The 26191-nt window shown below is 72.3% G+C and carries 19 protein-coding genes and 1 pseudogene; 5 read left to right on the top strand and 15 right to left on the bottom strand.

Annotation, left to right across the window (positions count from 1 at the left end; genetic code table 11):
- Positions 1 to 34: 34 nt before the first annotated feature.
- The gene (egtC, locus tag E0504_RS28275) at positions 35 to 778 is read left to right on the top strand and encodes an ergothioneine biosynthesis protein EgtC (RefSeq protein WP_112104885.1); all 744 of its coding nucleotides are present in this window, start codon (positions 35 to 37) and stop codon (positions 776 to 778) included.
- Between the two features lie 43 nt (positions 779 to 821).
- On the top strand, positions 822 to 2000 hold the full coding sequence (locus E0504_RS28270) for an L-histidine N(alpha)-methyltransferase (protein ID WP_112104884.1): 1179 nt from the start codon (positions 822 to 824) through the stop codon (positions 1998 to 2000).
- 87 nt (positions 2001 to 2087) lie between these two features.
- Here the strand turns inward: E0504_RS28270 and E0504_RS52310 are convergent, their stop codons facing one another.
- The 14 genes from E0504_RS52310 to E0504_RS28200 all read right to left on the bottom strand — a co-directional run bounded on the left by E0504_RS52310 (position 2088) and on the right by E0504_RS28200 (position 20194).
- On the bottom strand, positions 2088 to 3554 hold the full coding sequence (locus E0504_RS52310) for a family 16 glycosylhydrolase (protein ID WP_243657651.1): 1467 nt from the start codon (positions 3552 to 3554) through the stop codon (positions 2088 to 2090).
- 267 nt (positions 3555 to 3821) lie between these two features.
- Positions 3822 to 5675: a dihydroxy-acid dehydratase gene (gene ilvD / locus E0504_RS28260; protein ID WP_112108083.1), complete on the bottom strand. Its 1854-nt coding sequence runs from the start codon at positions 5673 to 5675 to the stop codon at positions 3822 to 3824.
- 339 nt (positions 5676 to 6014) lie between these two features.
- Positions 6015 to 7280 (bottom strand): hypothetical protein, encoded by a 1266-nt coding sequence (locus tag E0504_RS28255; protein WP_112108082.1) that lies wholly within the window; start codon positions 7278 to 7280, stop codon positions 6015 to 6017.
- A gap of 30 nt (positions 7281 to 7310) precedes the next feature.
- Positions 7311 to 7682: an antibiotic biosynthesis monooxygenase gene (locus tag E0504_RS28250; protein ID WP_020464681.1), complete on the bottom strand. Its 372-nt coding sequence runs from the start codon at positions 7680 to 7682 to the stop codon at positions 7311 to 7313.
- 121 nt (positions 7683 to 7803) lie between these two features.
- Positions 7804 to 9162 carry a replicative DNA helicase gene (gene dnaB, locus E0504_RS28245; RefSeq protein ID WP_020464682.1) on the bottom strand — a complete coding sequence of 453 codons (1359 nt, stop codon included), beginning with the start codon at positions 9160 to 9162 and terminating at the stop codon, positions 7804 to 7806.
- A 973-nt stretch (positions 9163 to 10135) separates the two neighbouring features.
- A complete protein-coding gene (rplI, locus tag E0504_RS28240) occupies positions 10136 to 10582 on the bottom strand; it encodes a 50S ribosomal protein L9 (RefSeq protein WP_020464683.1) in 447 nt (148 codons plus the stop codon).
- Between the two features lie 11 nt (positions 10583 to 10593).
- Positions 10594 to 10830 (bottom strand): 30S ribosomal protein S18, encoded by a 237-nt coding sequence (rpsR, locus tag E0504_RS28235; protein WP_006543269.1) that lies wholly within the window; start codon positions 10828 to 10830, stop codon positions 10594 to 10596.
- 62 nt (positions 10831 to 10892) lie between these two features.
- Positions 10893 to 11474: a single-stranded DNA-binding protein gene (locus E0504_RS28230; RefSeq protein ID WP_112108089.1), complete on the bottom strand. Its 582-nt coding sequence runs from the start codon at positions 11472 to 11474 to the stop codon at positions 10893 to 10895.
- Between the two features lie 63 nt (positions 11475 to 11537).
- Positions 11538 to 11864 (bottom strand): 30S ribosomal protein S6, encoded by a 327-nt coding sequence (rpsF, locus tag E0504_RS28225; protein WP_020464685.1) that lies wholly within the window; start codon positions 11862 to 11864, stop codon positions 11538 to 11540.
- Positions 11865 to 11986: 122 nt separating this feature from the next.
- Positions 11987 to 12244: a hypothetical protein gene (locus tag E0504_RS28220; protein WP_131626112.1), complete on the bottom strand. Its 258-nt coding sequence runs from the start codon at positions 12242 to 12244 to the stop codon at positions 11987 to 11989.
- A 169-nt stretch (positions 12245 to 12413) separates the two neighbouring features.
- Positions 12414 to 13628: a glycosyltransferase family 39 protein gene (locus E0504_RS28215; RefSeq protein WP_071064994.1), complete on the bottom strand. Its 1215-nt coding sequence runs from the start codon at positions 13626 to 13628 to the stop codon at positions 12414 to 12416.
- On the bottom strand, positions 13625 to 15571 hold the full coding sequence (locus E0504_RS28210; RefSeq protein WP_131626111.1) for a glycosyltransferase family 87 protein: 1947 nt from the start codon (positions 15569 to 15571) through the stop codon (positions 13625 to 13627). The genes E0504_RS28215 and E0504_RS28210 overlap by 4 nt, the downstream gene beginning before the upstream one ends.
- A gap of 87 nt (positions 15572 to 15658) precedes the next feature.
- Positions 15659 to 19459 carry a transglycosylase domain-containing protein gene (locus E0504_RS28205; protein WP_112108079.1) on the bottom strand — a complete coding sequence of 1267 codons (3801 nt, stop codon included), beginning with the start codon at positions 19457 to 19459 and terminating at the stop codon, positions 15659 to 15661.
- Positions 19460 to 19786: 327 nt separating this feature from the next.
- Complete coding sequence (locus E0504_RS28200) at positions 19787 to 20194, bottom strand: DUF5318 family protein (RefSeq protein WP_020464689.1); 408 nt, start codon at positions 20192 to 20194, stop codon at positions 19787 to 19789.
- 464 nt (positions 20195 to 20658) lie between these two features.
- Between E0504_RS28200 and E0504_RS28195 the strand changes: the two genes are divergently transcribed.
- Together E0504_RS28195 and E0504_RS28190 are read left to right on the top strand one after the other, a co-directional pair.
- The gene (locus tag E0504_RS28195) at positions 20659 to 21348 is read left to right on the top strand and encodes a PadR family transcriptional regulator (RefSeq protein ID WP_071064997.1); all 690 of its coding nucleotides are present in this window, start codon (positions 20659 to 20661) and stop codon (positions 21346 to 21348) included.
- 158 nt (positions 21349 to 21506) lie between these two features.
- On the top strand, positions 21507 to 22580 hold the full coding sequence (locus tag E0504_RS28190) for an inositol-3-phosphate synthase (protein ID WP_020464691.1): 1074 nt from the start codon (positions 21507 to 21509) through the stop codon (positions 22578 to 22580).
- Positions 22581 to 22682: 102 nt separating this feature from the next.
- Here the strand turns inward: E0504_RS28190 and E0504_RS28185 are convergent, their stop codons facing one another.
- Complete coding sequence (locus E0504_RS28185; RefSeq protein WP_235014464.1) at positions 22683 to 24449, bottom strand: substrate-binding and VWA domain-containing protein; 1767 nt, start codon at positions 24447 to 24449, stop codon at positions 22683 to 22685.
- Positions 24450 to 24736: 287 nt separating this feature from the next.
- Here E0504_RS28185 and E0504_RS28180 point away from each other — a divergent pair.
- Positions 24737 to 26160: pseudogene (locus tag E0504_RS28180) on the top strand (MFS transporter).
- Positions 26161 to 26191: the final 31 nt, after the last annotated feature.

Raw genomic sequence — 26191 nt, 5'->3', positions numbered from 1 at the left:
CCGAGTCCCGCGCGCAGAAAGGTCACGCCTGCCCGTGTGCCGTCACCTGGCCTGGCTCGGTGCCCCGCGCACGCTCGCGGAGCTGACCCTCGACCGGCCGTCCAGCCTGCTGCGCCAGTCGTGGGCGCCCCGCCGGATGCGGCACGGGAGCGTCAACGCCGACGGCTTCGGTGTCGGCTGGTACGCGCCCGGCCTGCGCCCCGAACCCGCCCGCTACCGGCGCGCGGTGCCGATGTGGACGGACGCCTCCTACAGCTCGTTCGCCGGCGCCGTGACCTCGGGATGTGTGCTTGCCGCGGTGCGCAGCGCCACCGTCGGGATGCCCGTCGAGGAGACCGCGACCGCCCCCTTCGCCGAAGGCCGGCTGCTGCTGAGCCACAACGGGCGGGTGGCCGCCGACGGCGCGCTGCGGGAGCTGGCGGCCCGGCCCGGCGCGCCGGTGCCGGACTCCCGCTGCGACTCGGCCATCGTGGCCGCCCTGCTGTGGGAGAGCGCGTCCCGGTTGCCACTGCCGCGGGCCGTGGCGGACGTCGTCCTGACGCTGGGCGGGCTGCGCGAGCCGGACGGGACGCCGTCCCGGCTGAACCTGCTGGTGACCGACGGCACGCAGCTCGTGGCGAGCACCTGGCGGGACACCCTCAGCTACCGCGAGGAGGTGGACGGGATCGTCGTCGCCAGTGAGCCAGATGATGACGAATCCGGTTGGGTCGACGTACCGGACCAATATCTCCTGGTGGCCGACACACACAAAGTTACTCTTAGTAGTTTGATCTCTTAGAACGACTACGGTGAGTCGTACGAGGCAGACGGAGGGCACCACGATGACATCGAGGACACCGGCTACCGCCCCGGAGACGATTCCCGTGCCCGGCAGGCAGCCGCATCCCGCCACGGCCACCAACGGGTCCGCCCCGTCGGGCAGGCCCGACGAACCCGCCCGAACGGACCAGGCCCCGCAGATCACCGTGGACCGCCACCTCGCCGCCACCGAACGGCACGCCTCGCTCGCCGCGGACGTGCGCGCCGGCCTGACCTCCCGCCCTCGTGAGCTGCCGCCCAAGTGGTTCTACGACGCCACCGGCAGCCTGCTGTTCGACCGGATCACCCGCCTGCCCGAGTACTACCCGACCCGCCGCGAGCACGCGGTGCTCACCGCGCACGCCGCCGAGATCGCCGCCGTCTGCCCGGCCGGCACCCTCATCGAGCTCGGCTCCGGCACCTCGGAGAAGACCCGCCTGCTCCTCGACGCGCTGCGCGCCACCGGGGTGCTACGCCGCTTCGTCCCCTTCGACGTGGACGAGGAGACCCTGCTCCAGGCCGGACAGGACATCCTGCGGGCGTATCCGGGAATCTCGGTGCACGCGGTGGTCGGGGATTTCGAGCGCCACCTCGGCCTTCTCCCCGGCGCCCGGCCCGCCGCGGACACGGGCGCGGCGGCGGGCGCCGGCGCTGCCGGTGCTGATGGCGGCCACGGTGAAGGCCGCAGCGACCGGCGGCTTGTGGCCTTCCTCGGCGGAACCATCGGCAACCTGCGGCCCGCGGCGCGCGCCGCCTTCCTGCGCGCCCTGAGCGACCAGTTCGCCGACGGCGACGCCCTGCTCCTCGGCGCCGACCTGGTGAAGGACCCGCGACGCCTCGTCGCGGCCTACGACGACAGCGCCGGCGTGACAGCCGCCTTCAACCGCAACGTTCTCTCGGTGATCAACCGGGAGCTGGGGGCCGACTTCGACCTGCGCGGGTTCGCCCACGTCGCCGCCTGGGACGCGGAGAACTCCTGGATCGAGATGCGCCTGCGCAGCGTCCGCGAGCAGGAGGTCGGGGTCCGCGCCCTGAATCTGGTCGCCCGCTTCGACGCCGACGAGCAGATGCGCACCGAGATCAGCGCCAAGTTCACTCTCGACTCGATCGCCGCCGAGCTGGCCGCGGCCGGACTCTCCGTCAGCCACCAGTGGACGGACCCGGACGGCGACTTCGCCCTGACCCTGGCCGTCCCCTCCTGATCCGACCGGGCCGACCGCGCCGAGGCGCGGCGGCCGGAGCCTGCGCGGTGGCATCAGGGCGGCTGGGGTGCCAGGGCAGTCGGAGTATCACGGCTTGGCGACGTAGACCCGCAGGTAGTCGACCGCCATCCACTGCGGGTAGTCAGCGGCCGAGGCACTCGCGCCCTCCGAGTTCACCGCGACGTTGAGGATCACGTAGTGCTCCCGGTCCCACAGCCAGACCGGCACCTGATCACGGGTGACGGTGCGGATGAGCCGGCCGTCGAAGTAGAACCGCAGCGCGGACGGCGTCCACTCCAGGCCGTAGGTGTGGAAGGCCGCCGCGAGGTCGGCCCCGGCGTCGTACATCCCGCCGTTGCCCCAGGTGGCCTGCCAGTGAGCGCCGGCGGTGTCCACGCCGTGGACGTTCGTGTGCACGGTCGTGGGCGCCGTCGAGACCGCCTCGACGACGTCCAGCTCGCCGCTCGCCGGCCAGCCGACGGCCGGCATGTCGGAGCCGAGGAGCCACACCGCCGGGAAGGCGCCGCGGCCGGTAGGCAGCACGGCCCGGGTCTCCAGGTAGCCGTAGCGCATGGTTCGCCTGCCGAGCGTCTCGATTCGCGCGGAGGAGAAGCCCGCGCCGTCGCAGGACGGCTCCCTGCGCGCGGTGATCACGAGGTGGCCGCGGCCGTCGGTCGCCAGGTTCCGCGGGTCGCGGGTGTAGCACTGCATCTCCCGGTCGCCCCAGCCGGAGCCGGTCTGGGTGATCCAGGTGTCCGGGTCCGGGGCCGCGCCCGCCGCGCCGCCGAACTCGTCCGACCACAGCAGGCCCGCGCCGTCATCGCCCCCGGAGACCGGTGCGGAGCTGGTCGAGGCGCTCTTCGAGGGCGTCATCGCCCGCTCGACGGCGGGCTGGGGCGTGCTGGTGGCCGCGCCCCCCGGCGCCGCGGGCACCGCGCCTGCCACGCCTGATCCCGGGATCTGGGGCTCCCGCCCACCCGTGGTGCCCGTGGCCTGGCCACCTCCCGCCGTGCCCTGCTCCGTGCCACCTGCCGTGCCCTGCACCGAGCCGCCTGACGAGCCACCCGCCAGGACACGACCGGACGTCGCCCCCTCCTGGCCGCCGGACGCCGACCCTTCCGGAAGGGTCCCCGCTGGAGCCGAGCCCACTTCCCCCGTTCCCGGGCCCTCCGCGGCAGACCGACCGACGCCCGCCCCCGCGACAGCTGACCCGGCAGCACCAGGCGCAGCGCCACCTGATCCAGCGGCACCCGACGCAGCGTCCGCCCCGGCAGCACCCGAGGCGGCGGCGCCCGAGGCGGCTCCTGGCGCAGCGGTGCTGAAACCGGCCGTGCCGGAAGCCGCCAGCGGACCGGATGATCCGTCCAGGCCGGTAGGGATCTCCGCCGCACCGAGGCGGGCCGGCCCGTCACCCGATCCGGACCCCCCGGAGCCGTCCACGCCCGCGACCAGGCCGAGGGTCCCCAGCCCGACCATTGTCACGGCGACCACCGCCAGCAGCAGCCGGGCCGGGTGCGAACGCGAGCGCGACCGCCGGTGGACGCGAGGATTCACGGGAAACCTCATCCCGCTGTCGGCAGGACGAGCTGGGCCGACGCGGCGAGCGAAGCGGCCGCGGCGAGCGAAGTGGCGGTCCGAACGTCTGTGACGAGCCATGGCGAGGCGGATCTCCTGGAACGGTCGCGCCCCCCGCGGCCCCGGCCACGACCACCCACACCCACCCAATCACTAGGTGATCAGGCGACTACCTGGAGTCGCGCCAAGCGAACAGGCTCCACCTTCGCACACACACCGCGATTGATTCAGCTACCGAGCGAGATCTCATCCCGTGATGAGCCGGACGTCACGGGCGGCACCGGTCGAGGCGGACGTCGCCATGGCCGCGTAGGCGCGCAGCGCGGCCGACACGACACGCTCCCTGTTCGCCGGGTGGTAGCCGCCGTTCGCCTCGATCTCGGCCCGCCGCGCGGCGAGCTCGGCGTCCGACACCAGCAGGTCGATCCGCCGCCGCGGGATGTCGATCTCGACGAGATCACCGTCCCGGACGAGCGCGATCGGGCCACCGTGCGCCGCCTCCGGGGAGACGTGGCCGATCGACAGGCCCGAGCTGCCACCGGAGAAGCGGCCATCGGTGATCAGCGCGCACTTCGGCCCGAGGCCGCGGCCCTTGAGGAACGCCGTCGGGTAGAGCATCTCCTGCATGCCGGGGCCACCGCGGGGGCCCTCGTACCGGACGATGATCACGTCGCCCGCCTTGACGACCTTGTTCAGGATCGCGTCGACCGCGGCCTCCTGGCTCTCGACGACCAGCGCGGGCCCGCGGAACGTCCACTGGCTCTCGTCGACGCCGGCCGTCTTCACCACGGCGCCGTCGGGGGCCAGGTTGCCGCGCAGCACGGCCAGGCCGCCGTCGGCCGAGTAGGCGTGCTCCACCGAGCGGATACAGCCACTCTTCGCGTCGGTGTCGAGGGTGTCCCAGCGGTTCGTCGAGCCGAACGGCTCGACGGTGCGCACGCCGCCGGGCGCGGCGTGGAACAGCTCGACCGCGTCCGGAGCCGGGTCGGTGCCGCGGACGTCCCAGCGGTCGAGGAACTCGCGCAGGCTGGCCGCGTGCACGCTGTGCACGTTCGGGTCCACCAGCCCGCCACGGTCGAGCTCACCGAGGATCGCCGGGATCCCGCCGGCCCGGTGGACGTCTTCCATGTAGTAGTCGGTCGAGCTGGGCGCCACCTTGCACAGGCAGGCCACCGAGCGGGAGACCTGGTCGATGTCGTCGAGGGTCACCCCGACCTCGGCCTCGACCGCGGCGGCGAGCAGGTGCAGGACGGTGTTCGTCGAGCCGCCCATCGCGACGTCCACCGCGAACGCGTTACGGAAGGCCGCCGCGGTCGCGATCGAGCGCGGCAGGACGGCCTCGTCGTCCTTCTCGTAGTACCGGCGGGCCAGGTCGACGACCAGGCGACCGGCCTCGACGAACAGGCCACGCCGGGCCGCCGCGGTGGCCAGCGTCGTCCCGTTGCCCGGCAACGCCAGGCCGAGGGCCTCGGTCAGGCAGTTCATCGAGTTGGCCGTGAACATGCCGGAGCAGGACCCGCAGGTCGGGCAGGCGGACCGCTCGATGGTCTCGAGGTCGGCGTCGCTGACGTTCGGGTTGACCGCCGCGGTCATCGCGTCGATCAGGTCGAGCCGTGAGCGCACGATACCGCCGGTGACGACGGCGTTACCGGACTCCATCGCGCCGCCGGAGACGAAGACGGTCGGGATGTCGAGCCGCAGCGCGGCGATCAGCATCCCCGGAGTGATCTTGTCGCAGTTCGAGATGCAGACCAGCGCGTCGGCGCAGTGGGCGTTGACCATGTACTCGACGCTGTCCGCGATGATCTCCCTGGACGGCAGGGAGTACAGCATGCCGCCGTGGCCCATCGCGATCCCGTCGTCGACGGCGATCGTGTTGAACTCCTTGGCCACCCCGCCCGACCCGACCACCGCGTCCGCGACGATCTTCCCGACGTCCCGCAGGTGGACGTGTCCGGGAACGAACTGCGTGAAGCTGTTCGCGATCGCGACGATCGGCTTACCGAAGTCGTCGTCGGTCATTCCGGTCGCCCGCCACAGGGCGCGGGCACCGGCCATGTTGCGACCGTGGGTGGTGGTGCGGGAACGCAGAGCGGGCATCTCGACCTCTGAGCTGGGCTGTGGGGCACTGGAGACGGGCGGTGCGTCGGGGTGCCGGACGCGGGCGGGCGAACAGCCGTCGGTATGACGAAGCGGACGTCGGTGTTCCCGATATCGGTGTCTCCGACGTCGATGCTCCCGAGTCGGCGGGTGTTCCCGAGTCGACAGGCGGCACGCGGGCGCGCTCCGATCCGGAGGCTTCGCCACCGATCAGGCTACGCCTCGCCCGCACCCGCCCGACCACGCCACCCGGCAGCCACGCCACCCGGAGAACCGACCACGTCACCTGGCGGCCCGAGCAGACCACTCGGAGAACCGACCACGCGACGCTCTCGGAGGTCAGGGCCTCCGGTCGCCGGGAGGACCGGAGGTCGGCCCGTCCGGCTCCTCGGGATCGACGGGTCCCGGGGAATCCACCGGACCGCCCGGACCACCTCGCCCGGTCGCACCCGCCGGACCGGCCGGACCGGCGCCTCCCCCCGGGCCACCGGCGCCCGGACCGTCAGTGCCCAGGCCGCCGGGCTCGCTGGCAAAGAACTCCAGCCAGGTCGGGTCGATGTCCGGCTCGTCGCTCCAGGCCGGCGGGCCCGCGCCCGGTCCACCCGACACCGGTCCACCCGACACCGGTCCACCCGACATCGGCGAACCGGGCACCTGCGAGCCTGGCGCTGATGAGCCTGGCGCCGGTGGATTCGGCACAGGTCCACCCGATGCCTCCGGTGTCGCCGCCGCCGGTCCGCCGGGTGCCGGGCGCTCCGGCGGCGGGTATCCGGGCGGACCGGAAGGCGAGTCCGGCGGCGGCGCCGCGAGCGGATAGCCGGCGATCCGGCCGGTCCTGCCCGGCGCGGGTGGCTCGCCGGCGCCCGCCGTATCCAGGTGCTCGCCATCCTGGCCGGGCGTCCAGCCAGGACCCCCCGGCTGGACACCATCCGCGGGCGGCTGGCCGACGGACCCAGGCGGACCGCCCGTGGCCGCGGCCCCCGGATGGCCGGGATGTCCCCCCTGGCCGGGCGGGGCCGGATATCCCGGCGGAGTGGTCTGCCCAGGCACGCCCGGATACCCGGGCCCGCCGTACGGACCGGGGTGCTCACCGGGCTGGACGCCGTGCGGACCAGGCTGGACGCCCCACTGGCCGGGGTGGGTGCCGTGCGGACCAGGCTGGACGCCGTACTGCCCCGGCTGGACCCCCCACTGGCCAGGCTGGACGCCGTACTGCCCCGGCTGGACGCCCCACTGGCCCGGGTGGGGGATGCCGGGCCCGCTGGCGGGCGCTCCCGAGCGCCGCCGGGGGCCCGTCAGCCGGTTGAACCCGGCGACCGTGCGGGAGCCGCGCCGCGACCGCCACCACCGCCGGACCGCCCACACCAGGCCCAGCGACGCGACCGTTCCGAGGAACGGGGCGACCTCATGGTCCTCGTAGAAGACCAGCAGGTAGAAGCTCATCAGGCCGATGAAGATGTAGCCGGTCACGAAGAACGTGAACGGCCGGATCCGCATTCGGCCGATCACGTCGCGCATCGCGATCGCGGGCAGCAGCCACACCAGAAAGCCGAAGAACGCGGCCGAGAGGGGCGCCAGAAAGAGGTACCCGATGAAGGTCATCATGGCGGCGGAGGCGCGCGACGGCCGGCGGGCTCAGGAGCTGGCCGGCCGGTCCGCCGACGCCGGTGCCGGCGCGACGGGGTCTGTGATCGCCACGACGTGCTCCACCGACGGCGCGGCCGCGAAGAACGGGGAGAGCGCCGCCCGCCACCGGGTGAACCGGTCGGAACCGCGGAAGGTCTCGGTGTGCGCTTCCAGGCTGTCCCAGTCGACCAGGAGCACGAAGCTGGACGGGGACTCGACCCCCCTGGTCATCCGGGCGGAGCGGCACCCGGGCGTGGCGACCAGCTCGTGCCGGACGGTTCGGTACGCCGCGGCGAACTCCTCTTCGGACCCTGGCAACACGTCGAACCGCGCGACCTCGACGACCCCGGAGTCGCGCGGGGGAACACCGGAAACGCTCATGTCGCCCAGTCTGTCACCGCGGGGCCGGCTCTTCAGGCCGGTCGGCCCGCCGACCAGTCCGATCGGGCCAGTCGACCCGACCGCAGCGGGCGGCCGCCCTTCCACCGGATCACGGCGTGGATCAGTTGGCCATGTCGACGAACCGGGAGTAGTGGCCCTGGAAGGCGACCGTGACGGTGCCCGTGGGGCCGTTACGGTGCTTGGCGATGATCAGATCGGCCTCGCCGGCCCGCGCGGACTCCTTCTCCACCGTGTCCTCCCGGTAGAGCAGGATGACCGCGTCGGCGTCCTGCTCGAGGCTGCCGGACTCGCGCAGGTCGGAGACCTGGGGCCGTTTGTCGGCCCGCTGCTCGGAGGCCCGGTTGAGCTGCGAGATGGCCACGACGGGGACCTCCAGCTCCTTCGCGAGCAGCTTCAGTGACCGGGAGATCTCGCTGACCTCCTGCTGGCGGCTCTCGACCTTCTTCGGCGAGGACATCAGCTGCAGGTAGTCGAGGATGACCAGCCGCAGGTCGTTGCGCTGCTTGAGCCGCCGCGCCTTCGCCCGGATCTCCATCATCGTCAGGTGCGGGCTGTCGTCGATGTACAGCGGTGCCTCGGCGACCTCCCCCATCCGCCGGGCCAGCCGACCCCAGTCGTCGTCGGTCAGCCGGCCGGTGCGGATGTTCTGCAGCGACACCCGGGCCTCGGCGGAGAGCAGCCGCATGGTGATCTCCATGCGGCTCATCTCCAGCGAGAAGACGACCGAGGTCATCCCGTTCTTGATCGACGCGGCGCGGGCGAAATCCAGGCCCAGGGTCGACTTGCCGACCGCGGGCCGGGCCGCGACGATCCACAGCTGGCCGCCGTGCAGGCCGTTGGTGAGCTCGTCGAGGTCGGTGAACCCCGTCGGCACCCCGGTCAGGGCGCCGTCGTGGGCCTGGATCGCCTCGATCTCCTCCAGCGCCGGGTTCAGCAACTCGCCGAGCGGGGTGTAGTCATCGTTCGTGCGCCGCTCGGTCACCTCGTAGACGGCCGCCTGGGCCCGGTCGACGACATCGGTGACGTCGGGCGCCGGGCCGTAGGCGAGCTGCACGATGCGCGTGCCGGCCTCGGCCAGCCGGCGCAGCACGGCCTTCTCCGCGACGATGCGCGCGTAGTAGCCGGCGTTCGCCGCGGTCGGGACGCTGGAGATCAGCGTGTGCATGTAGGCCGGCCCGCCGACCCGCTCCAGCAGGTTCTGCCGGCCCAGCTCGGCCGCGACGCTGATGACGTCGGCCGGCTCCCCACGGCCGTAGAGGTCGCCGATCGTGGTGTAGACGGTGGCGTGCGCCGGCCGGTAGAAGTCGCTCGCACGGAGGACCTCGACGACGTCCGCGATCGCGTCCTTCGAGAGCAGCATGCCGCCCAGCACGCTCTGCTCCGCAGGAAGATCGTGGGGCGGGGTGCGATCGAACTCGACCGCGGATCCAGGCCCGCGCGCGATGTCGGCGACGCTCAAGCCTCCCCCTCCCGGATGTCGACCGGCCCACCTGCGCACCGCCGCGACCGGGCGATCGGAGCAGCGCCGTGCGCCGGAAGCTCCCGACCCGATCCCACAGGCCCCGATCCCACAGGCCCCGATTTCATCGAACCCGATCCCACCGACACTATCGAACATATGTTCGACCACAGTTTGGAGGGTGTCAACTCGACCGCCCGCCCACCGATCCGAAGATCACGCCCACCTCACCCGTCTGGACTATCCCGTTCCCACGGATACATGGCCAGTGTGGAGGGCTCGACAGTAGAGGTCCCCACGGGGAGGCTCCAAAAAGTTATCCACACCCACCTGTGGACAACCTGTTGGTAACGAGGGGGATTCTGGGGAACGCCTCGGGACGAGCGGCGGCGACGTTGTGGATGACGGCGCCGCGAGCGCCCGGAACCGCAGCGCCAGAAGGACTACAGGGATACGACACCTGTGGACAAAAAAATCTTTGACGCAACCCCGAGATCGCGGTCTGACTAATCATTTTGAGCTATATCGCCCGGGGATCTGATCTCCCCGCGACATGCCCACGATCATTTTGCCCGAGCCGCAGCGTCACCACCCGTTCACGTGCGGAAACAGACGTGATCTGGATGTGGTCGCGTCATCCGAGTAAGTCACCGGGCGCCAAGCCGCCGAACCCCGGAGCACCGGGCTCCGAGCGGCCAGGAAGCCACCGGCTGATGCGTGGCGAATGAGCGTGTCCATGGACTCACTCAGCCGCCACGGTCGTGCTGGAACCGGCGTCAGCGGGGGTGAGGTCTGTGAGACCTGCTCCAGAACGGGTCCCGATCCCTCGGACCCGGGTTCCCAAGTCCCGACATCTCAGAGCTGGATCCCAAGATCCCAGCTCTCGGACCTTCGGTCCCGGATCCCGAGCGCTGCCAACAAGAGCAGGCCAGGGTGGCGCCACGAACGGCGCGACCCTGGCCTGCGTCCGCAGTCAGGCCGAGGTGACCTGGACGGTCAGCTTCGCGCTGACCTCGGGGTGCAGGTGCACGGCGACGGTGTGCGAGCCGAGCGACTTGATCGGGGTACTCAGCTCGACCCGGCGCCGGTCCAGCGCGGGGCCTCCGGCGTCGGTCACCGCGGACACCACGTCGGCGGCCGTGACCGAGCCGAACAGCCGGCCCTCCTTGCCCGCGCGGCTGACCAGCCGGACGGACAGGCCGGAGAGCTGGCCGGCGATCTCCTTGGCGTGGTCGAGGTCGCGGACCGCCCGGGCGTCACGCGCCCGCTTGATCTGGGCGACCTGACGCTCGGCGCCGCGGGTCGCGAGAATCGCGTACCGGCGCGGCACCAGGTAGTTCCGGCCGTAGCCGTCGGCCACGTCGACGATGTCCCCCGGGCTGCCGAGCCCCGGGACCTCCTGGGTGAGGACGAGCTTCATCGTCATCCTCCTCAGCGGGCCGTCGAGGTGTACGGCAGCAGCGCCATCTCGCGGCTGTTCTTCACCGCGGTCGCGACGTCACGCTGGTGCTGGCTGCAGTTGCCGGTCACCCGGCGGGCGCGGATCTTCCCCCGGTCGGAGATGAACTTCCGGAGCAGGGAAGTGTCCTTGTAGTCGATGTAGTGGACCTTGTCCTTGCAGAAGACGCAAACCTTCTTCTTGGGCTTGCGCACGGCCGCCTTGGCCATGGATGAGCTCCTACCTCGTTTTGCGCCCGAGTTCCGGTCGCGCGAAGATGACACCCGGCCGCTCAGAACGGCGGCTCGTCGGAGTAACCACCCGCGGGCTGTGACCACGGGTCGTCGACGGCGCCGCCGGCATAGCCGGAGCCACCGCCTTGTGGGGATCCGCCGTTGTAGCCGCCGCCGGGCTGGCCACCGGGGCCACCAGGCCCGCTCGGGCCGCCGGGGCCACCCTGGCCGCCGCCGAAGCCGCCGCCACCCTGGCCACCACCGAAGCCGCCACCGCGGGCCGCCTTGGTGACCTTCGTGGTCGCGTAACGCAGCGAAGGACCGATCTCGTCGACGTCCAGTTCAATCACCGTCCGCTTCTCACCCTCGCGGGTCTCGAAGGAGCGCTGCTTGAGACGCCCCTGAATGATGACGCGCGCACCCTTGGTGAGGGACTCGGCGACGTGCTCGGCAGCCTGCCGCCAGATGGAACAGCGAAGAAAGAGCGCCTCGCCGTCCTTCCACTCGTTCGTTCCGCGGTCGAGCGTGCGCGGGGTGGACGCGACCGTGAAGCTCGCGACCGCGGCGCCGTTCGGCGTGAAACGCAGTTCGGGGTCGTTCGTCAGATTGCCGACGACCGTGATCACCGTCTCACCGGCCATGATCACGCTCCTCCGGTCGAGGGGCCCGCGTCAGCGCGCGCAGCGCCGGCCGGGCAGAGCACGTCACGCCGCCGCCCGGCGGTTCGGCCGTGGCGCCTTGGGCTCGGGCAGCCGGATCACCTTGGTACGGATCACGGACTCGTTGAGGACGAGCTGGCGGTCCAGCTCGGCGACGACGGCCGGCTCCGTGTGCAGGTCGATGACGGCGTAGATGCCCTCGAAGCTCTTGGCGATCTCGTAGGAGAGCCGGCGGCGGCCCCACACGTCGACCTTCTCGACCACTCCGCCGCCCTGACGGACGACGTTGAGGTACTGGTCGAGCGAGGGTGCGACCGTGCGCTCCTCGAGCTCGGAATCGAGGATCACCATCAGTTCATAGTGGCGTGGCAAGGCTGAACCCACCTCCTGTGGACTCTAGCGGCCACGGATCATCCGTGGCAGGAGGGACCGGGTGCCGGATGTTCGCCCCACGGGCGAGCTGAAACGTCGGCACACGGTGTGTCTGGACGAGATTACTCGACCCGGCGACGGTCCACGGAGAGGCCGACCAGGCGGACCACCCGGATCCACACCGCACCGACCCCGGCCACAGCCACCAGGTCGACGACCACCAGCAGCCCGTGGGCGTGCCGGGACGGATCGGGCACGGCGAGGGCGAGGGCGAGGAACACCAGTGCCAGCAGGCCCGCCACGGCGGCGGACGCCGTCACGCCCGGCGGCTGCCGCGACGAGGGCCCCGGCCCGTCCACCCGTACGTCGTCTGCCGCCACCGTCCTATCCTCGCGCATCCGCCGGTCGCCCGGACCGACATCCGATCCCGATGGTCGTGTCGCCGCCGTCCGATGGGCCGCGGCGGGTCGCCGGCCGGTCCCGGCGGCTCGCGGTGAGTGGTCGGATGGGCGCCCGGCAGGGGGTCACCCGGCGAGCGGTCGCCCGAGGTCAGTCGACCCATTTCCCCTGGGTGAAGGCCACGACGAAGACCACCATGATCGGTGCGCAGAGCCAGACGTAGGCGCCGCGGACCCACGGCCGGCGCGCGGCCACCCGCGCCAGCAGCAGGTACAGCGGGAAGGCGACCAGGATCCCGCGGATCCCCGAGGCGTAGTAGTTCGAGAAGCTCATCAGGACGGTCATCAGGCCGACGAAGGTCGCCTCGCCCCAACGCCTGCTCCACAGCAGCACGCCCGTCAGCAGCACGCCGATCACGACGGCGAGCAGCTCCCCGCGCCAGAACCAGACGAACGTCGAGGCCCCGCTCCCGTCGAACGCGGACTCCCACGTCCGCGACCACCCCCGCCACGGCCAGTCGACGCCGCGGTTCCAGCCGGCGCGCATCGCCTCGGTGTAGGTGTCCCACCGCCCGGTCCGGGCGCGCAGGTAGAGGACGTACCCGATGATCGGCAGCGGTGGCAGGGCGAGCGCCAGCGCCGGCGGGGCGAAGAGCGGGCGGCCCGCGGCGCGGCGCACGAGCACGTACTGCACGACCAGGGCGGCGCAGAACGGGATACCGGTCACCCGCGCCGAGGCGGCGCCGGCGCCCAGCAGGCCGGCGAGCAGCCACCGGTCACGCCGCGCGGCGAGCCAGGAGGCCACCGCGAAGCCCAGGAAGACACCTTCGGAGTACGCGGCGAACAGGAAGACCGCGTACGGAAAACAGACGAGCGCGACGACCGCGAACCGCGCGTCCTCCCGCCCGACCTCGTCGGCGGCCAGCCGCCACAACGCGGCGGCGGCGAGCGTGCCGGCGAGGAACGAGACCACCAGTCCGGCGGCGATCCAGTCCGGGACGACCACGTGGACGAGGCGGATGGCCAGCGGCAGCCCTGGGAAGTCGACCTCCGTCCGGTCGGCGTAGGACGGCGAGAGGTAGCCGTAGCGGGCCACCTTGGTGAACAGGCCGACGTCCCAGCGGTCCCAGAGTGTGGTGAGGCCGGGCGCGTCGCCGGCCGGGCCGTCCGAGAGGGCGCGTGCCCCCGCCAACGACGCGATCATCACCGCCACCCGGCTGGCGAACCACACCGGGAGCGAGGCCTGCACGGCGTCAGGCAGCCGGGTCCAGACCCGCCGCACCGGATCGCTGCCACCGGGAGCGGCGTGTCCGGCCGACTCGACGGGACGCCCGGCGTGCGACTCGGCCGGAGCGTCCGCCGTCATCCCTGCTCCCGCCTGTCGACGGGCCGCGGGGAGTGGGGTGCGGTTGACGTCTCCGGCGCCGCGACGCGCGGCTCGTCACCCACCGGGCCCGCGAGACCCTCCGGCCACGAAAGCTCGTCCTGATCGGCGCCTGCCTCGGTGCCGGACAACGGTGCCGAGGCGGGCACCGCGCGGCCCCAGGGCCGGGACGGCAGCCGCAGGCCCAGGCGCCCGCCGCGCACGTCGGGGGCGCCGTCGAGGATCCCGCCGGCCGGGTCGTCCATGCCGCCGTCGCGGACGACGTCCAGCTCGGGGCGGAGGATCTCGCGCACCACGAAGGCCGCGATCACACAGAGCATCAGGTCACGGAGCACCACGGCGCCGACGAACCAGCCCCGGTCGATCCCGTCGGCGCCGGAGGTGTCGTTGTAGATGAAGTGCATGAACCGGGTGAACAGCACCCAGATCTCGCAGGCCTGCCAGACCAGGAACAGCCGCCAGTGCGGCCGGGCCAGGGCCATCAGCGGCAGCAGCCAGATCGTGTACTGCGGCGAGAAGACCTTGTTGGTCACCAGGAAGGCGATCACCAGGAGGAGCACCACCTGGGGCACCCGTGGTCGGCGCGGCGCCAGCAGGGCGAGCGCCAGGATGCCCACCACGGCCAGGACGAGGCCGACCGCGGTCAGGACGTTCAGCGTCCCGACCGGGATGCCGTGGTCGCGCACGGCACCGAGGACCAGCGGCGTGGCCACGGCCAGGACCAGCCAGCACGCGACGGCGGTGCCGATGACCTGCGCGCGCAGCCACGGCCAGCGCCGCACCGCCAGCGCGGCGGCCGCGCCGGCGGCGGTCAGCCCGATGGCGAGGACGACCAGGTGCAGGGGCTCGAACCAGCCGGTGTCGTACTTGCCGGCCAGCCAGGTCGTCGCGAAGGCGAGGGAGTCCCAGTCGGCGCCGCGCTCGGAGTTGAGCTCGAAGAAGCGTTGCAGGCCGTTGTGCCCGCCGGCCTGCTTGCCGTCGAGCAGCGCGACCCAGTCGCCGCCGCCCCAGAAGGTGGACCAGATGCCGTCGCTGACCTTCGTCGTGCCGTCGAAGTAGCCGGCGGTGAGCCAGACGGGCAGCATCACGGCGACCGCGGCGCCCACCGCGTAGACGGCGGTGCGTGCCCATTCCCGCATCCGGCCGGTCCGCAGGCAGAGCACCGCGAGCCCCAGCAGGAACAGCGCCGGGTAGAGCTTGGTGACCACGCCCAGCCCGAACAGGATGCCGGCCAGCCGTGGGGCACGCCGCGACCAGGCCAGCAGCCCACCGGCCGCGAAGGCCACGGCGAGGACATCCCAGTTGGTCAGCAGGTGCAGCGCGAGCGTCGGCGCCAGGGCCAGCAGCGCCGCGTCCCAGATCCGGGACGGCGCCATGGTCAGCGCCGTGCAGAAGACCGCCACGCAGGCCGCCACCAGGAACAGCAGCGCGGTGAGGTCGTAGAACAGCGCCGAGCGGGAGTCCATCGAGTAGTGGTCGAAGACCTGGGCGCCCGCCTCGTCGGTGCGGAACACCGCGGCCGGGGCCGAGCCGAGGCCGGCAAGTGAGGAGACCAGCTGCATCGCGCCGCCGATCACCGGCGGGTACTCGGTCGGGTAGTCCAGGTAGGGGAGCTTGCCGTCGACCAGGCCCTCCTGGCTGTAGAGGGCCACCACGTCGGAGTAGCACATCCGGGTGTACTGGTACTCGTCCGTCCAGTTGCGGGTGTCGCGGCAGCCGGACTTCTGCGCGTAGCCGAGCACGCAGGTCAGCGTCACCAGGAGCATCAGCACGCGCAGCGGCGTCCACCAGCTCCGGCTCGCGCCGAGCAGGGCGTGCCGCCCGGGTGGGCCCCCGATGAGCTCACTTGCGCCCGCGACCACCGGGTCGGTGCGCGCCGGGCTGGTCCGGTTGGGCGACGCCGGTGTCGTGGCCATGCCGGCCATTCTGGTACACGCGGTGACGAGGCCTCCCGACGACACAGCGCCGCGGGTGCCAGGGGCACCCGCGGCGCTGCTCAGTTCTCGGCTCGCTCAGTTGTTGAACGGATTGACCACGATCCCGCCGCCGCCGCCGGTGGGTGGACGGGTCTGTCTCGGACGTGGCTGCTGCCCCGTCTGACCGGTCTGACCCGTCTGGCCGGCCTGCCCGCCGTCGTTCTGGCCGTTGTCGTTCTGGTCGTCGCCGAAGATGTCCCAGTCGTCGGTCCCCGCGACCGGCGGCTGCGTGGGCAGGTCGGACGGGGTCGGCGCCGGCGCGGGGCTGCGCTGGGTGACGATGCCGCCGTAGGCGGGGGGGTCGAACGGCTTCGGCGCGATGCCCTGCAGCGCCGCGTCCATGAAGGCCTTCCAGATCTGCGCCGGGTAGGTGCCTCCGTACACACCCCGCTCGGCGCCGGGGATGCCCCGGAGCTGGTCGGCCACCTCACCCTTGCCACGGAACATGTTCACGCAGGAGGAGATCTCCGGTGTGTACCCGCAGAACCAGGCGGACCGGAAGTCGTCGGTGGTGCCCGTCTTCCCCGCCGCCGGCCGGTTGTTCGCCAGCCGGGCGCTCTTGCCGGTGCCGTGGTCGATCACGCTCTCCAGCGCGAAGGTCGCGTCCCGCGCCACGGACGGCGGAACGGTCGGCTCCTTGTCGACAACTGGCTTCCCGTTGATGGTCGCGCCGTCCATGATGATGCGGCCCGAGTTGTCCTCGACCTTGGCGACGATGTGCGGGGTGGCCCGGTAGCCACCGCTGGCCAGCGTGCCGTAGACCTCGACCATGTCGAGCGCGGTCACGCTGTCCTGGCCGAGGGTGACACCGGCGACGTCGTCGAGATCGGCGTCAACGCCCATGTCGCGGGCCGTCTGGATGATCTTGTTGACGCCGATGTCGTTGCCCAGCGGAACGTACACGGTGTTGATCGACTCCGCGGTCGCCTCGACGAGGTCGGGCCAGCCCAGGTGGCCGGGTTCGCTCTCGTCGTTGTTGACCACGTAGCCGCCTTCCAGGGTGATCTGTGACGGAGCCTCGTACGTCGACCGGAGACTGATGTTGTTCTCCAGCGCGGCTACCAGGGTGATCGTCTTGAACGTCGACCCGGGTGGCACCGCCGCGCCAGAGACGTTGTCCAAGTACTGCTCCTGGCCGTTCGTGCCCTTGCCGTACAGGGAGCCCCCATACCAGGCGAGCACCTCACCGGTTCCCGGTTTTATCGCCACCAGCCCCGTGCGCAGGTCGGGTACGGCCGCATACGCGTCCGAGATCTGGCTGGTCACCGCCTGGAAGGCAGCGGTCTGCCGGTTCAGGTCGAGGGTCGTGGTGATACGCAGCCCACCGCGGTTGATCTGGTCCTCGGTGATGCCGGCGGCGTCCAGCTCCTTCTTGACCTGGAGCTTGATGTACTGGACCTGGTCCGAGGAGTTGTTGGTGTTCTGGTTCCAGGGCAGCACCGTCGGCGGTTTCTCGGTCGCCAGCGACGCCGGCGCCCAGCCCTTGGCGACCATCGTCGCCACGACGTCCTTCCAGCGGGCCTCGGCCGGCCCCGGATGCTCCAACGGGTCCAGATAGTTCGGGGATCTGATGAGCCCCCCGATGACCGCGCCCTCACCCGCCGTCAGCTCCGCGGCCGGCTTGCCGAAGTAGGTCTTCGCCGCCGCCTCGATGCCGTACGACTGGCGCCCGAAATAGATCGTGTTCAGGTAGAACTCCAGGATCTGGTCCTTGGAGTACTTCTGGTCGAGCTTGATGGCGAGCACGATCTCCCGCATCTTCCGGGTGAACGTGCGTTCCTGGGTGAGATAGGCGTTCTTCGCGTACTGCTGGGTGATGGTCGATCCACCCTGGGCGATCTCACCACCGCTGAGGTTCACCCACAGCGCCCGCGCGATACCGCGCGGGGAGATACCCGGCTCGTTGTAGAAGTTCTCGTTCTCGGCGGCCAGCACGGCGTGCTGGACGTCCTTCGACACCTGCGAGAGCGGGACGTCCGTGCGGTTCACGTCGCCGATTCGGGCGAGCTCGCCGCCGGGCTTTCCGTCCGCGCCGGCCCACGAGATGATCGACGTCTGGTCGGTCTTCACCTCGTCGGGCAGCGGCACCCGGGTCGCCGCGTAGATCACCGCGATGCCCGCGACGAACAGAAACGCGCCGGACGTCATCCCGATGAGCACCAGGCGGCGCAGCCATCGCGGCCGGTTCCGCCACCATCTGGGGCCACGCTTGCCCGCGTTCGGCCGGACGCGGCCCCGGCCGCCCGCGCGACCGCCGGTCGCATGCGCTGCGGAGGTCTCGCCCGCGCCGGGCCGCCTGCCCCGCTCCCGGTCACTTGGCCGGGTCGGCCCACCCGGCCGGCGGCCTGCACCGGTGCGGCCTGCACCGGGCCGGCCTGCACCGGGCCGGCCGCCCTCCAGCGCGTCCAGCCGGGTACCGGCCGAGCGCGACGCGCCGCCGGTGCGGTCGAGCAGGCCCGTGCGGTCCCCGTCACCGAAGGAGTCGAGCCCGTCGCCGGGCGCCACCTTGTGGTAGACGGTCGCGTCGGCGGTGCGCTCGCGTACGTCGACGCGGCGCAGCGCAGCCTGGTCGACCGTGTCGTACAGGGCGTTCGTGCGGCCGGCGGGCTCCTCCGGCCCGGCCCCGCGCCCGCCGCCCGGGCGGTACGCCCGCAGCCGGGTGGTGGCGCCGGTCAGCCGGCCGTCCCGGCCGGTCGCCTCGGCGGCGCCGACTCCGGCCGCTGACCGGGCCGCGGCCCGGTCAGCGGCCGCCCGGCCCGCCACGGGACGGGGCGGGCGCCCGCCCGCCCGCCGCTGGGTCCGGGTGGCCGCCGGGTCGGCGTCCGGGGCCGCGGCCCGGCCACGGCCCTCCGGGCCACCGGGCCGAGGCTCGCCACGCCCGGGTTCGCGCTGGCCCGGGGCACCGCGGCCGGGGCCGACGGCACCCCGGCCGGAGTCGCCGCGAGCGAGCTCACCCCGGGCGTCGCCCCGGGCATCGCCGCGTGGGAAGCCACCGCCGGCTGAATCACCGCGGGTGGCGCCGCGGGTGGAGTCCCCGCGGGTCGCCTCACCGCGGGCAGCGTCAATGCGGGCCGAGTCACCGCGGGTGGCGGGAAGGCGGTCGGATCCGGTGCGGCCCGGCTCCACGGGCCCGGCGCCGGGACGGCCCGAGCCACCACGATCGGAGCCACCACGGCTGGCGGCACCACGATCGGAGACACCGCGGCTGGCGGCACCGAGATCGGAGACACCGCGATCGGAGCCGCCACGGCCCGAGGCCTCGCGCCCCGCGGAACCACGATCGGAGAGACCACGGTCCGGGACACCGCGATCCGGGACACCGCGCTCGGGTGCGCCCCGGCCCGAACCGGTGCGGTCGGAGACGCCGGCTGCCCGGCCGGCCCCGGTTCGCCCGGTGGCCGGGCCGCCCGCGGCGGACCGCCCCGTCTCGGCGGGCCCGGACCGATCAGCGCCGCCGGTACCACCCATACCGCTGGTACCGCTCGTACCGCCGGAAGCACCTCGCGGGCCCGGCGGACGCCCGGCGCCCCGATCAGCCGCCCGGCGGCCGGTCGTACCGGACGCACCGTCCGCGTCGGAGCGGGTCGTGGCCGCGCGGCGGCGCGCGGCGGCGCCGCGGTCCGGGGTCCAGCCGCCGGCGTCCTGGTCGGGGGCGGTGCTCCCACCGGCCGCGCCACTGCCGGCGAGCGGCCCACCGGGCGAACCCGCTCCGGCCGGCCGGCCATCTGGGGCCGGCCTCCCGCCGCCCGGACCGGGCACGGCGCGGCCGGGCGGAACCCGCCCGTCGCCGGCACGAGGTCCTACCGTCCGCGCGCCCTGGTCATAGGGAGTACTCACCCACTACCCCGTCCGTTGCCGTGAATCCCCCCGGTCACCGTGCCGATGCCATAGTCCGGCCAGCGCCCCCAGATTCCGGTACAGCACGCCGAAGGCGGCCGCACCCACGTGGAAGCCCACATGGCAGACCAGAATCTCACGCCAGATCGGGGCCCTTGCGGCAGGGCACTGAAGTGGGGATGGCGCGCACTCTCGGCACACCACGGCCCGGCGCTGTGCCAACAGGGCGCGGACAGAAAGGCCGAGGAGGACTCGCCGCTCACACCGGGTATTCGGCCGGGTTACCCGTACCCCTCGCCGAACGCCGCCGGACCGCCCCGACCGGGCCTAGGTGTCGGCGGCGCGGCGGCGCGGCTGCTTCTTCGCCGGCGGCTCGCCGGTACCGATCACATAGGACGTGATCAGGTGGTTCCAGCCGCAGGGCGGGCACACCTCGACGACGTACACATTCAGCTCGCTGTACCGGGAGGCCAGCCCGGGAAGCTCCTTGGTGGCCCGGACCCGGCCGGAGCTCGGGCCGAGCTCGTCACCGTAGGTATAGGTGACGTTGATCAGCGGATCGGCCCCGCGACAGACCGGGCACCGCTTCTTCGTGGGCTCTCCGTGGTACTTCGCCGCACGGATCAGATAAGGGTGCGCATCGCACACGTCCAGCGAGGAGATCCGCCCCGCGAACAGGTCGCCCAGCGTCGCCCGGCGGGCGAGCGCGTAGTCGATGACCGACCGTGGACGCATGGCATCCACGGTACGCCGACGCCGCGTCCCGGGCAGACGGTACCGACAGAAGGTGACAAGCCGATTGGGCCGTTCGTACTGGTGAAAGCCGGTGCACCAGTGGACGGTTCCCGGCTCCTGCCAACCCGTTCCGCCTGCCGGTTCGACGGCCACGCCAGCGCGTCCCGCCGACCGGTCCGGCCGCCGCTCCGGCCCGTCGAAGCGACGTGTAGGCACGCCGGATCACCGCCCCGGTACCTCGTCCGCACGCGCCGGCCCGGCTGTCCGCGCGCGGTTGTCCACGCCCGTCCGTCATCAACCGGTCGCCGGTCGGCCATCCCTAGTTGCCGTAGTAGTACCGGCGCGTCTATCCTCGATGTATCGCCTCGATATGTCGGGGCGAGAGAACCAAGCGATACAGTCCGCCGATACACCCGGCCGTCCGGCGGCGGCGGGAGGCGGCCCGGTGCGAGAGGAGAGCGCGCATGTTGGAGCTGGCGGTGCTCGCGCTCCTGTCGGAGAGCCCGATGCACGGCTATGAGCTGCGCAAGCGGCTCTCCGCCGTTCTCGGCTCCTTCCACCGCTTCAGCTACGGGTCGCTGTACCCGTGCCTGCGCCGCCTGCAGGCCTCGGGGTACGTGACGGCGGACGACGTCGGCGCGGCCGGCCGCCTCGGTGGCCGCAGCCGGGTCGTCTACACCCTCACTGGCGAGGGCAAGGAAAAGCTCGCGGAACTGCTGGGCGAAGGTGGGCCGTCCTCCTGGGAGGACGAGATGTTCGGCGTCCGCTTCGCCTTCTTCTCCAAGACCGACGCGGCGGTGCGGCTGCGGATCCTCGAGGGGCGGCGCGGCCGGCTCGAGGAGCGTGGGGAGAAGGTGCGCTCGGCGTTGTCCCGCACTCAGAAGCGGCTGGACTCCTACACCCTCGAGCTGCAAAAGCACGGCCTCGAGTCGGTCGAGCGCGAGGTCAGGTGGCTCAGCGAGCTGATCGAGACCGAACGGGCACAGGCGCCCGGCTCGACACGCGGGGTCTCGACGCGCGAGGTGTTGTCCACATCATCCACAGAGTTGTCCACAGGTTCGTCCACAGCTGACGCGGGACGGGACGAGGCGGTGGGCGGCCCGGAGCACGGTGACGAGGGCTCCGGCGGCGCCGTTCCGTCCCCCGACAGCTAGCAGGCGACCGGGCGGACCGGCGGCGGGGCGGCACACGCCCACCCGGCGGCGGTACCGCGTGGCGTCGGCACCAAGCCGGTGTCCCGGTCAGCACCGGCCGATCCCGCTCCTCGCGGGAAACACCAGCATCCCCCACCAGCTTAAGGAGCGCATCCGTCATGGGTTCGGTACGTGTCGCCATCGTGGGCGTGGGCAACTGCGCCGCATCTCTCGTCCAAGGGGTCGAGTACTACCGCGACGCCGACCCCGCGGCCCAGGTCCCAGGCCTGATGCACGTCACGCTCGGTGACTATCATGTCTCCGACCTGACCTTCGTCGCGGCGTTCGACGTGGACGCGAAGAAGGTGGGCCGTGACCTCTCCGAGGCCATCGTGGCCAGCGAGAACAACACCATCAAGATCGCGGACGTCCCGCCGCTGGGCGTGACCGTGGCCCGCGGGCACACCCTCGACGGCCTCGGCCGCTACTACCGCGAGACGATCGACGAGTCGGACGAGACCCCGGTCGACGTCGTCGCCACCCTGCGTGAGACCCGCGCCGACGTGCTCGTCTGCTACCTGCCGGTCGGGTCCGAGGACGCCGCGAAGTTCTACGCCCAGTGCGCCATCGACGCGGGCGTCGGGTTCATCAACTGCCTGCCGGTCTTCATCGCCGGTGTCCCCGAGTGGGCCGAGAAGTTCCGCGCGGCGGGCGTGCCGATCGTCGGCGACGACATCAAGTCGCAGGTCGGCGCCACCATCACCCACCGGGTCATGGCGAAGCTGTTCGAGGACCGCGGCGTCGTCCTCGACCGCACGATGCAGCTCAACGTCGGCGGCAACATGGACTTCAAGAACATGCTCGAGCGGGATCGGCTGGAGTCGAAGAAGATCTCCAAGACCCAGGCCGTCACCTCCCAGGTCTCCCACGACCTGGGCAAGGACAACGTGCACATCGGCCCGTCCGACTACGTCGCCTGGCTCGACGACCGCAAGTGGGCCTACGTCCGGCTCGAGGGCCGCGCGTTCGGTGACGTCCCGCTGAACCTGGAGTACAAGCTCGAGGTCTGGGACTCCCCCAACAGCGCCGGTGTGGTCATCGACGCCGTCCGCTGCGCGAAGATCGCGCTGGACCGCGGCGTCGGCGGGCCGATCCTCTCCGCGTCGTCGTACTTCATGAAGTCGCCGCCGGAGCAGTACCGCGACAACGAGGCCCGCGACAAGGTCGAGGCGTTCATCCGCGACGAGGGCTGACCTCCGCACCACCAGCGGCACCAGCACCACCAGCGGCACCCACGATCTGCCAGGTAGCCCGGTCGTCCGGAGGGGGACGACCGGGCTACGGGCATGCGCGGGTCAGCCGGGAACCTCGGTCAGCGCGTCGACGAGGACCTCGAAGATGGTGTTCGGGTCCAGCGCGGGATACGTCTCGGCTCCGGTCGCGGCCGAGATCCGCGACAGCGCGGCGAGATCCGTGTCGGCGCCGTAGCCGATCGTGATCACCTGGACGGGCCGCTGGGGCGAGTACTCCCGGCGCAGGATCCGCACCAGCTCGTCGAGCGCGATGCTGCCGGGATCGGAGTTCTTCCCGTCGGTCAGCAGCACGACCTGGTTGGGCCGGCCCGGCACGTAGTGCTGGTTCATGTAGCGGAACGCTGCGAGGGCCGTGTCGTAGAGCCCGGTGTCGCCGCGCGGCTCGATCCGGTTCACCGCGTCCATCACCACCTGCGAGCGCGTGCCGGCGCCCAGCCGCTCGCCCATCGGCCCGAGCGGCACGAGCTCCTCCCAGTCCTGGTCGCCGCGCAGCCGGGTGGAGAACTGCCACAGCCCGAGATTGCTGTCTTCGGCGAACAGCGGGATGGCGGACTTCGCCGCGTCGAGCGCCACCGACAGCCGGCTACGGCCCGCACTGCCCGGCACCTCCTCGTTCATGGAGCCCGAGGTGTCCAGCACGGCGAGGGTGTTCCCGCGCTGATGGACGCCTGCGAAGCTCCCCTGGAGCGCGGTCAGCACCGTCGCGTCCAGGGTGCGTTCGGGCGTCATCCGCGGCCGCGGGGTGAGCCCCGTCCGGGCGGTGAACGAGTCGGCGATGCCGTCCGGGGGGCGCAGGCCGTTCCCGAGCAGGGCGACCCGCCCCGGCCCGGACGTCAGCGTCCGCAGGAAGTCCCGCGCCACCTCGGCCTTCACCGGGTCGTCCGACGCCCGGCTCAGCACGGTGTACCGGATCTCGTCGAGCTCGGTGCCGTCCCGCGGGTAGAAGGCGGCCAGCTCCGGTCCGCGGCCGTCCGGCAGCGCGGCGCCGATGCCCACCCGGCGGTTGTACTGGTATACGAGACTCTCCTGAAGCGGGAACGCGGTGAGCCGGGTCGCCGTGGGGTCCTCGAGGTCCGCCGCGCGGACGGCCGTGAGCAGGTCGGTGTCGGAGGCGGCTACCAGCGCCGACGAGCGCTCCAGATCCAGGAGGGCACCCTTGGCCTCGAGGCCGTCGGTGAACATGTCCTCGGTGAGCCGCTCGACCGGGGTCTTCAGCGCGGCGGCCACGGCGTCGGCCAGCGCGGTCATCCCGGCAGTCGACACCCGGGGGTCGGGCAGCCCGACGGTGAAACCGCCCCAGGCCGACCGTCCCCGTGACCCCCAGTAGCCCTCGTCGCCACCGAGCTTGCGCAGGTCGGCCCAGGAGAGCTCGCGGCGCGGCCAGCCGAACACCTCGGCCATCGGGCGGGGCATCGCGATGACGACCGGTGAGGTGGCGATAACGGTGCCGGTGTCCACCAGCAGCCGGTTGGCCGGCTCGGTGGTCCGCGCCAGCGTGAGCCAGTCCGTGGAGTCCGGCACCCAGACGTCCGGGATCGGACCGGCCGTCGGGTCCGTCCAGCCGCCTCTCATGTAGGAGGCGACCTGGCCGCCGCCCGCCGTGTCCACCCGGACGGACACGCAGTACCCGGACACCGTCGGCTTCCCGCTGCCGTAGGCCGCGGCGGCCGCGCTCAACGCCGTGGCCAGGCTCGGCGAGGTGGTGACCCCGAGGGCGATCGTGCGATCGCAGCGAACGGGGCCGGCCCCTCCGCGCAGGACGAGCCATCCGCAGGTCAGGGCACCGACCATGAGGGGTACCGCAGCCACCGCCGCGACCCCCCGTAACGAGGGGCCCGAACGGCGGTGGCGGTGGCGGGCACCAGGCATCAGACCGGGACCTCCCGGAACAACCGAAGTCTGGACCGCGACCGTAACCAAACGTGTCGAGGTCTGCGCCGGATGGGACAACCGAAGTCTCTGCATTGATTCGACGTCACATCGCTGTTCGCGTGCCGTCCGGCCATAGGGATCGTCGCCGTCCGCTGTGCTCGCAGAGTGATCCGTCATGCCGCCCGGCGACCCGGGGCGTCCGCCGGCTCCGTAGGCTGGCCGTCGTGGCCTGGACCGGCAACCTGCGCGCGCTGCTCGGCGGTCGCGCGTTCCGGCAGCTCTACGCGTGCCGCCTGACGTCACAGGCCGCCGACGGCGTGTTCCAGGCGAGCCTCGTCAGCTATGTGCTGTTCTCCCCGGAGCGCGCGACGTCCGCCGGGGCACTGGCCGCGTCTCTCGCCGTGGTCGTGCTGCCGTTCAGCGTCATCGGGCCGTTCGCCGGCATCGTGCTGGACCGGGTCTCCCGCCAGCGGGTACTCGTTGTCTCCTCTGTGGTCCGCACGCTGCTGATGATCGTGCTCGTCGGCCTGATCCTCGGCGGGCGTACCGGCGCCGACTTCTACGCGACGGCGCTGGCCTCGGTGAGCGTGAACAGGTTCGTCCTGGCAGCGCTGTCCGCAGGCCTCCCGATGGTCGTCAACGTCGACCGGCTCGTGACGGCCAACGCCCTGTCGGTCACCTCCGGAACTGTCGCCACCCTGGTCGGGGCCGGTGTCGGCAGCGGGCTGCGCGGCCTCACCGACGGCGATGACCGGGCCGTCGCGCTGGTGGCGGGCCTGGCGGCCCTCGCCTACATCGTCGCCGCCGTCACCGCGGCACGCCCCGCCCGCCTCGCCTTCGGCCCGGTCGAGACGATGCCCTGGCAGGGTGCCTGGTCGCAGGCCCGGCACGTTGTCGCCGACATGGTGGACGGCGTCCGCTACCTGTGGAACCACGGCCCCGCCCGGCGCGCGCTCGCCGCGCTGACGACGTCCCGCGCCGCCTACGGGCTGGTGCTCGTCATGACGGTACTGCTGTACCGCAACCCTTCACCGGGCCCGGCGGGGGGCTGGCCGGGCTCGCGGCGGTGGTCGCGGCGAGCGGCGCGGGGACGATCCTCGCCGCCGTCGTCACCCCCCGGGTGACCCGGCGGATGCCGAAGGCCACCTGGATCGCGATCGTCCTCGGCGCGGGCGGAGTCGTCGAGGTGGTCCTGGGGCTGCCGTACCTCTCCCCGCTGTACGTCGCCGCCGGGTTGCTCCTCGGTTTCTCCGCGCAGGCGAGCAAGATCTGCGTCGACACGATCGTGCAGGAGGAGACCCACGACGCCTACCGGGGGCGGGCGTTCTCCCTCTACGACCTGCTGTTCAACGTGGCCTTCGTGGCCGCGGCCGCGGTCGCCGCGGTGGTGGTTCCGGAGGACGGGAGGTCCTCGCCGACCATCATCGCCGCAGGCATCGGCTACAGCCTGGCGGGCCTCCTCTACTACCGGGCCGCCATGCGCCACCCCGAGGACCGGGTGATCCGCGGCGTCGGCGAATCCCGCGCCGACACACCCGTCTCCTCCGACGCCCCCGGCCCGACCTTGGGCCCGAGCCCGGGGCCGACCTCGGGCCCAGGCCGACCTGCGGGCCCGGTCTCAGCCACCGGGCCGGGCCCGGCCCGGTGACGCCGAAGCGAGCCCCGGGCTGGCACGAACC

The sequence above is a fragment of the Parafrankia sp. BMG5.11 genome (assembly GCF_004337455.1).
Note: the sequence above shows the minus strand (reverse complement) of the source record. Positions and strands in the feature narration are given on the sequence as shown.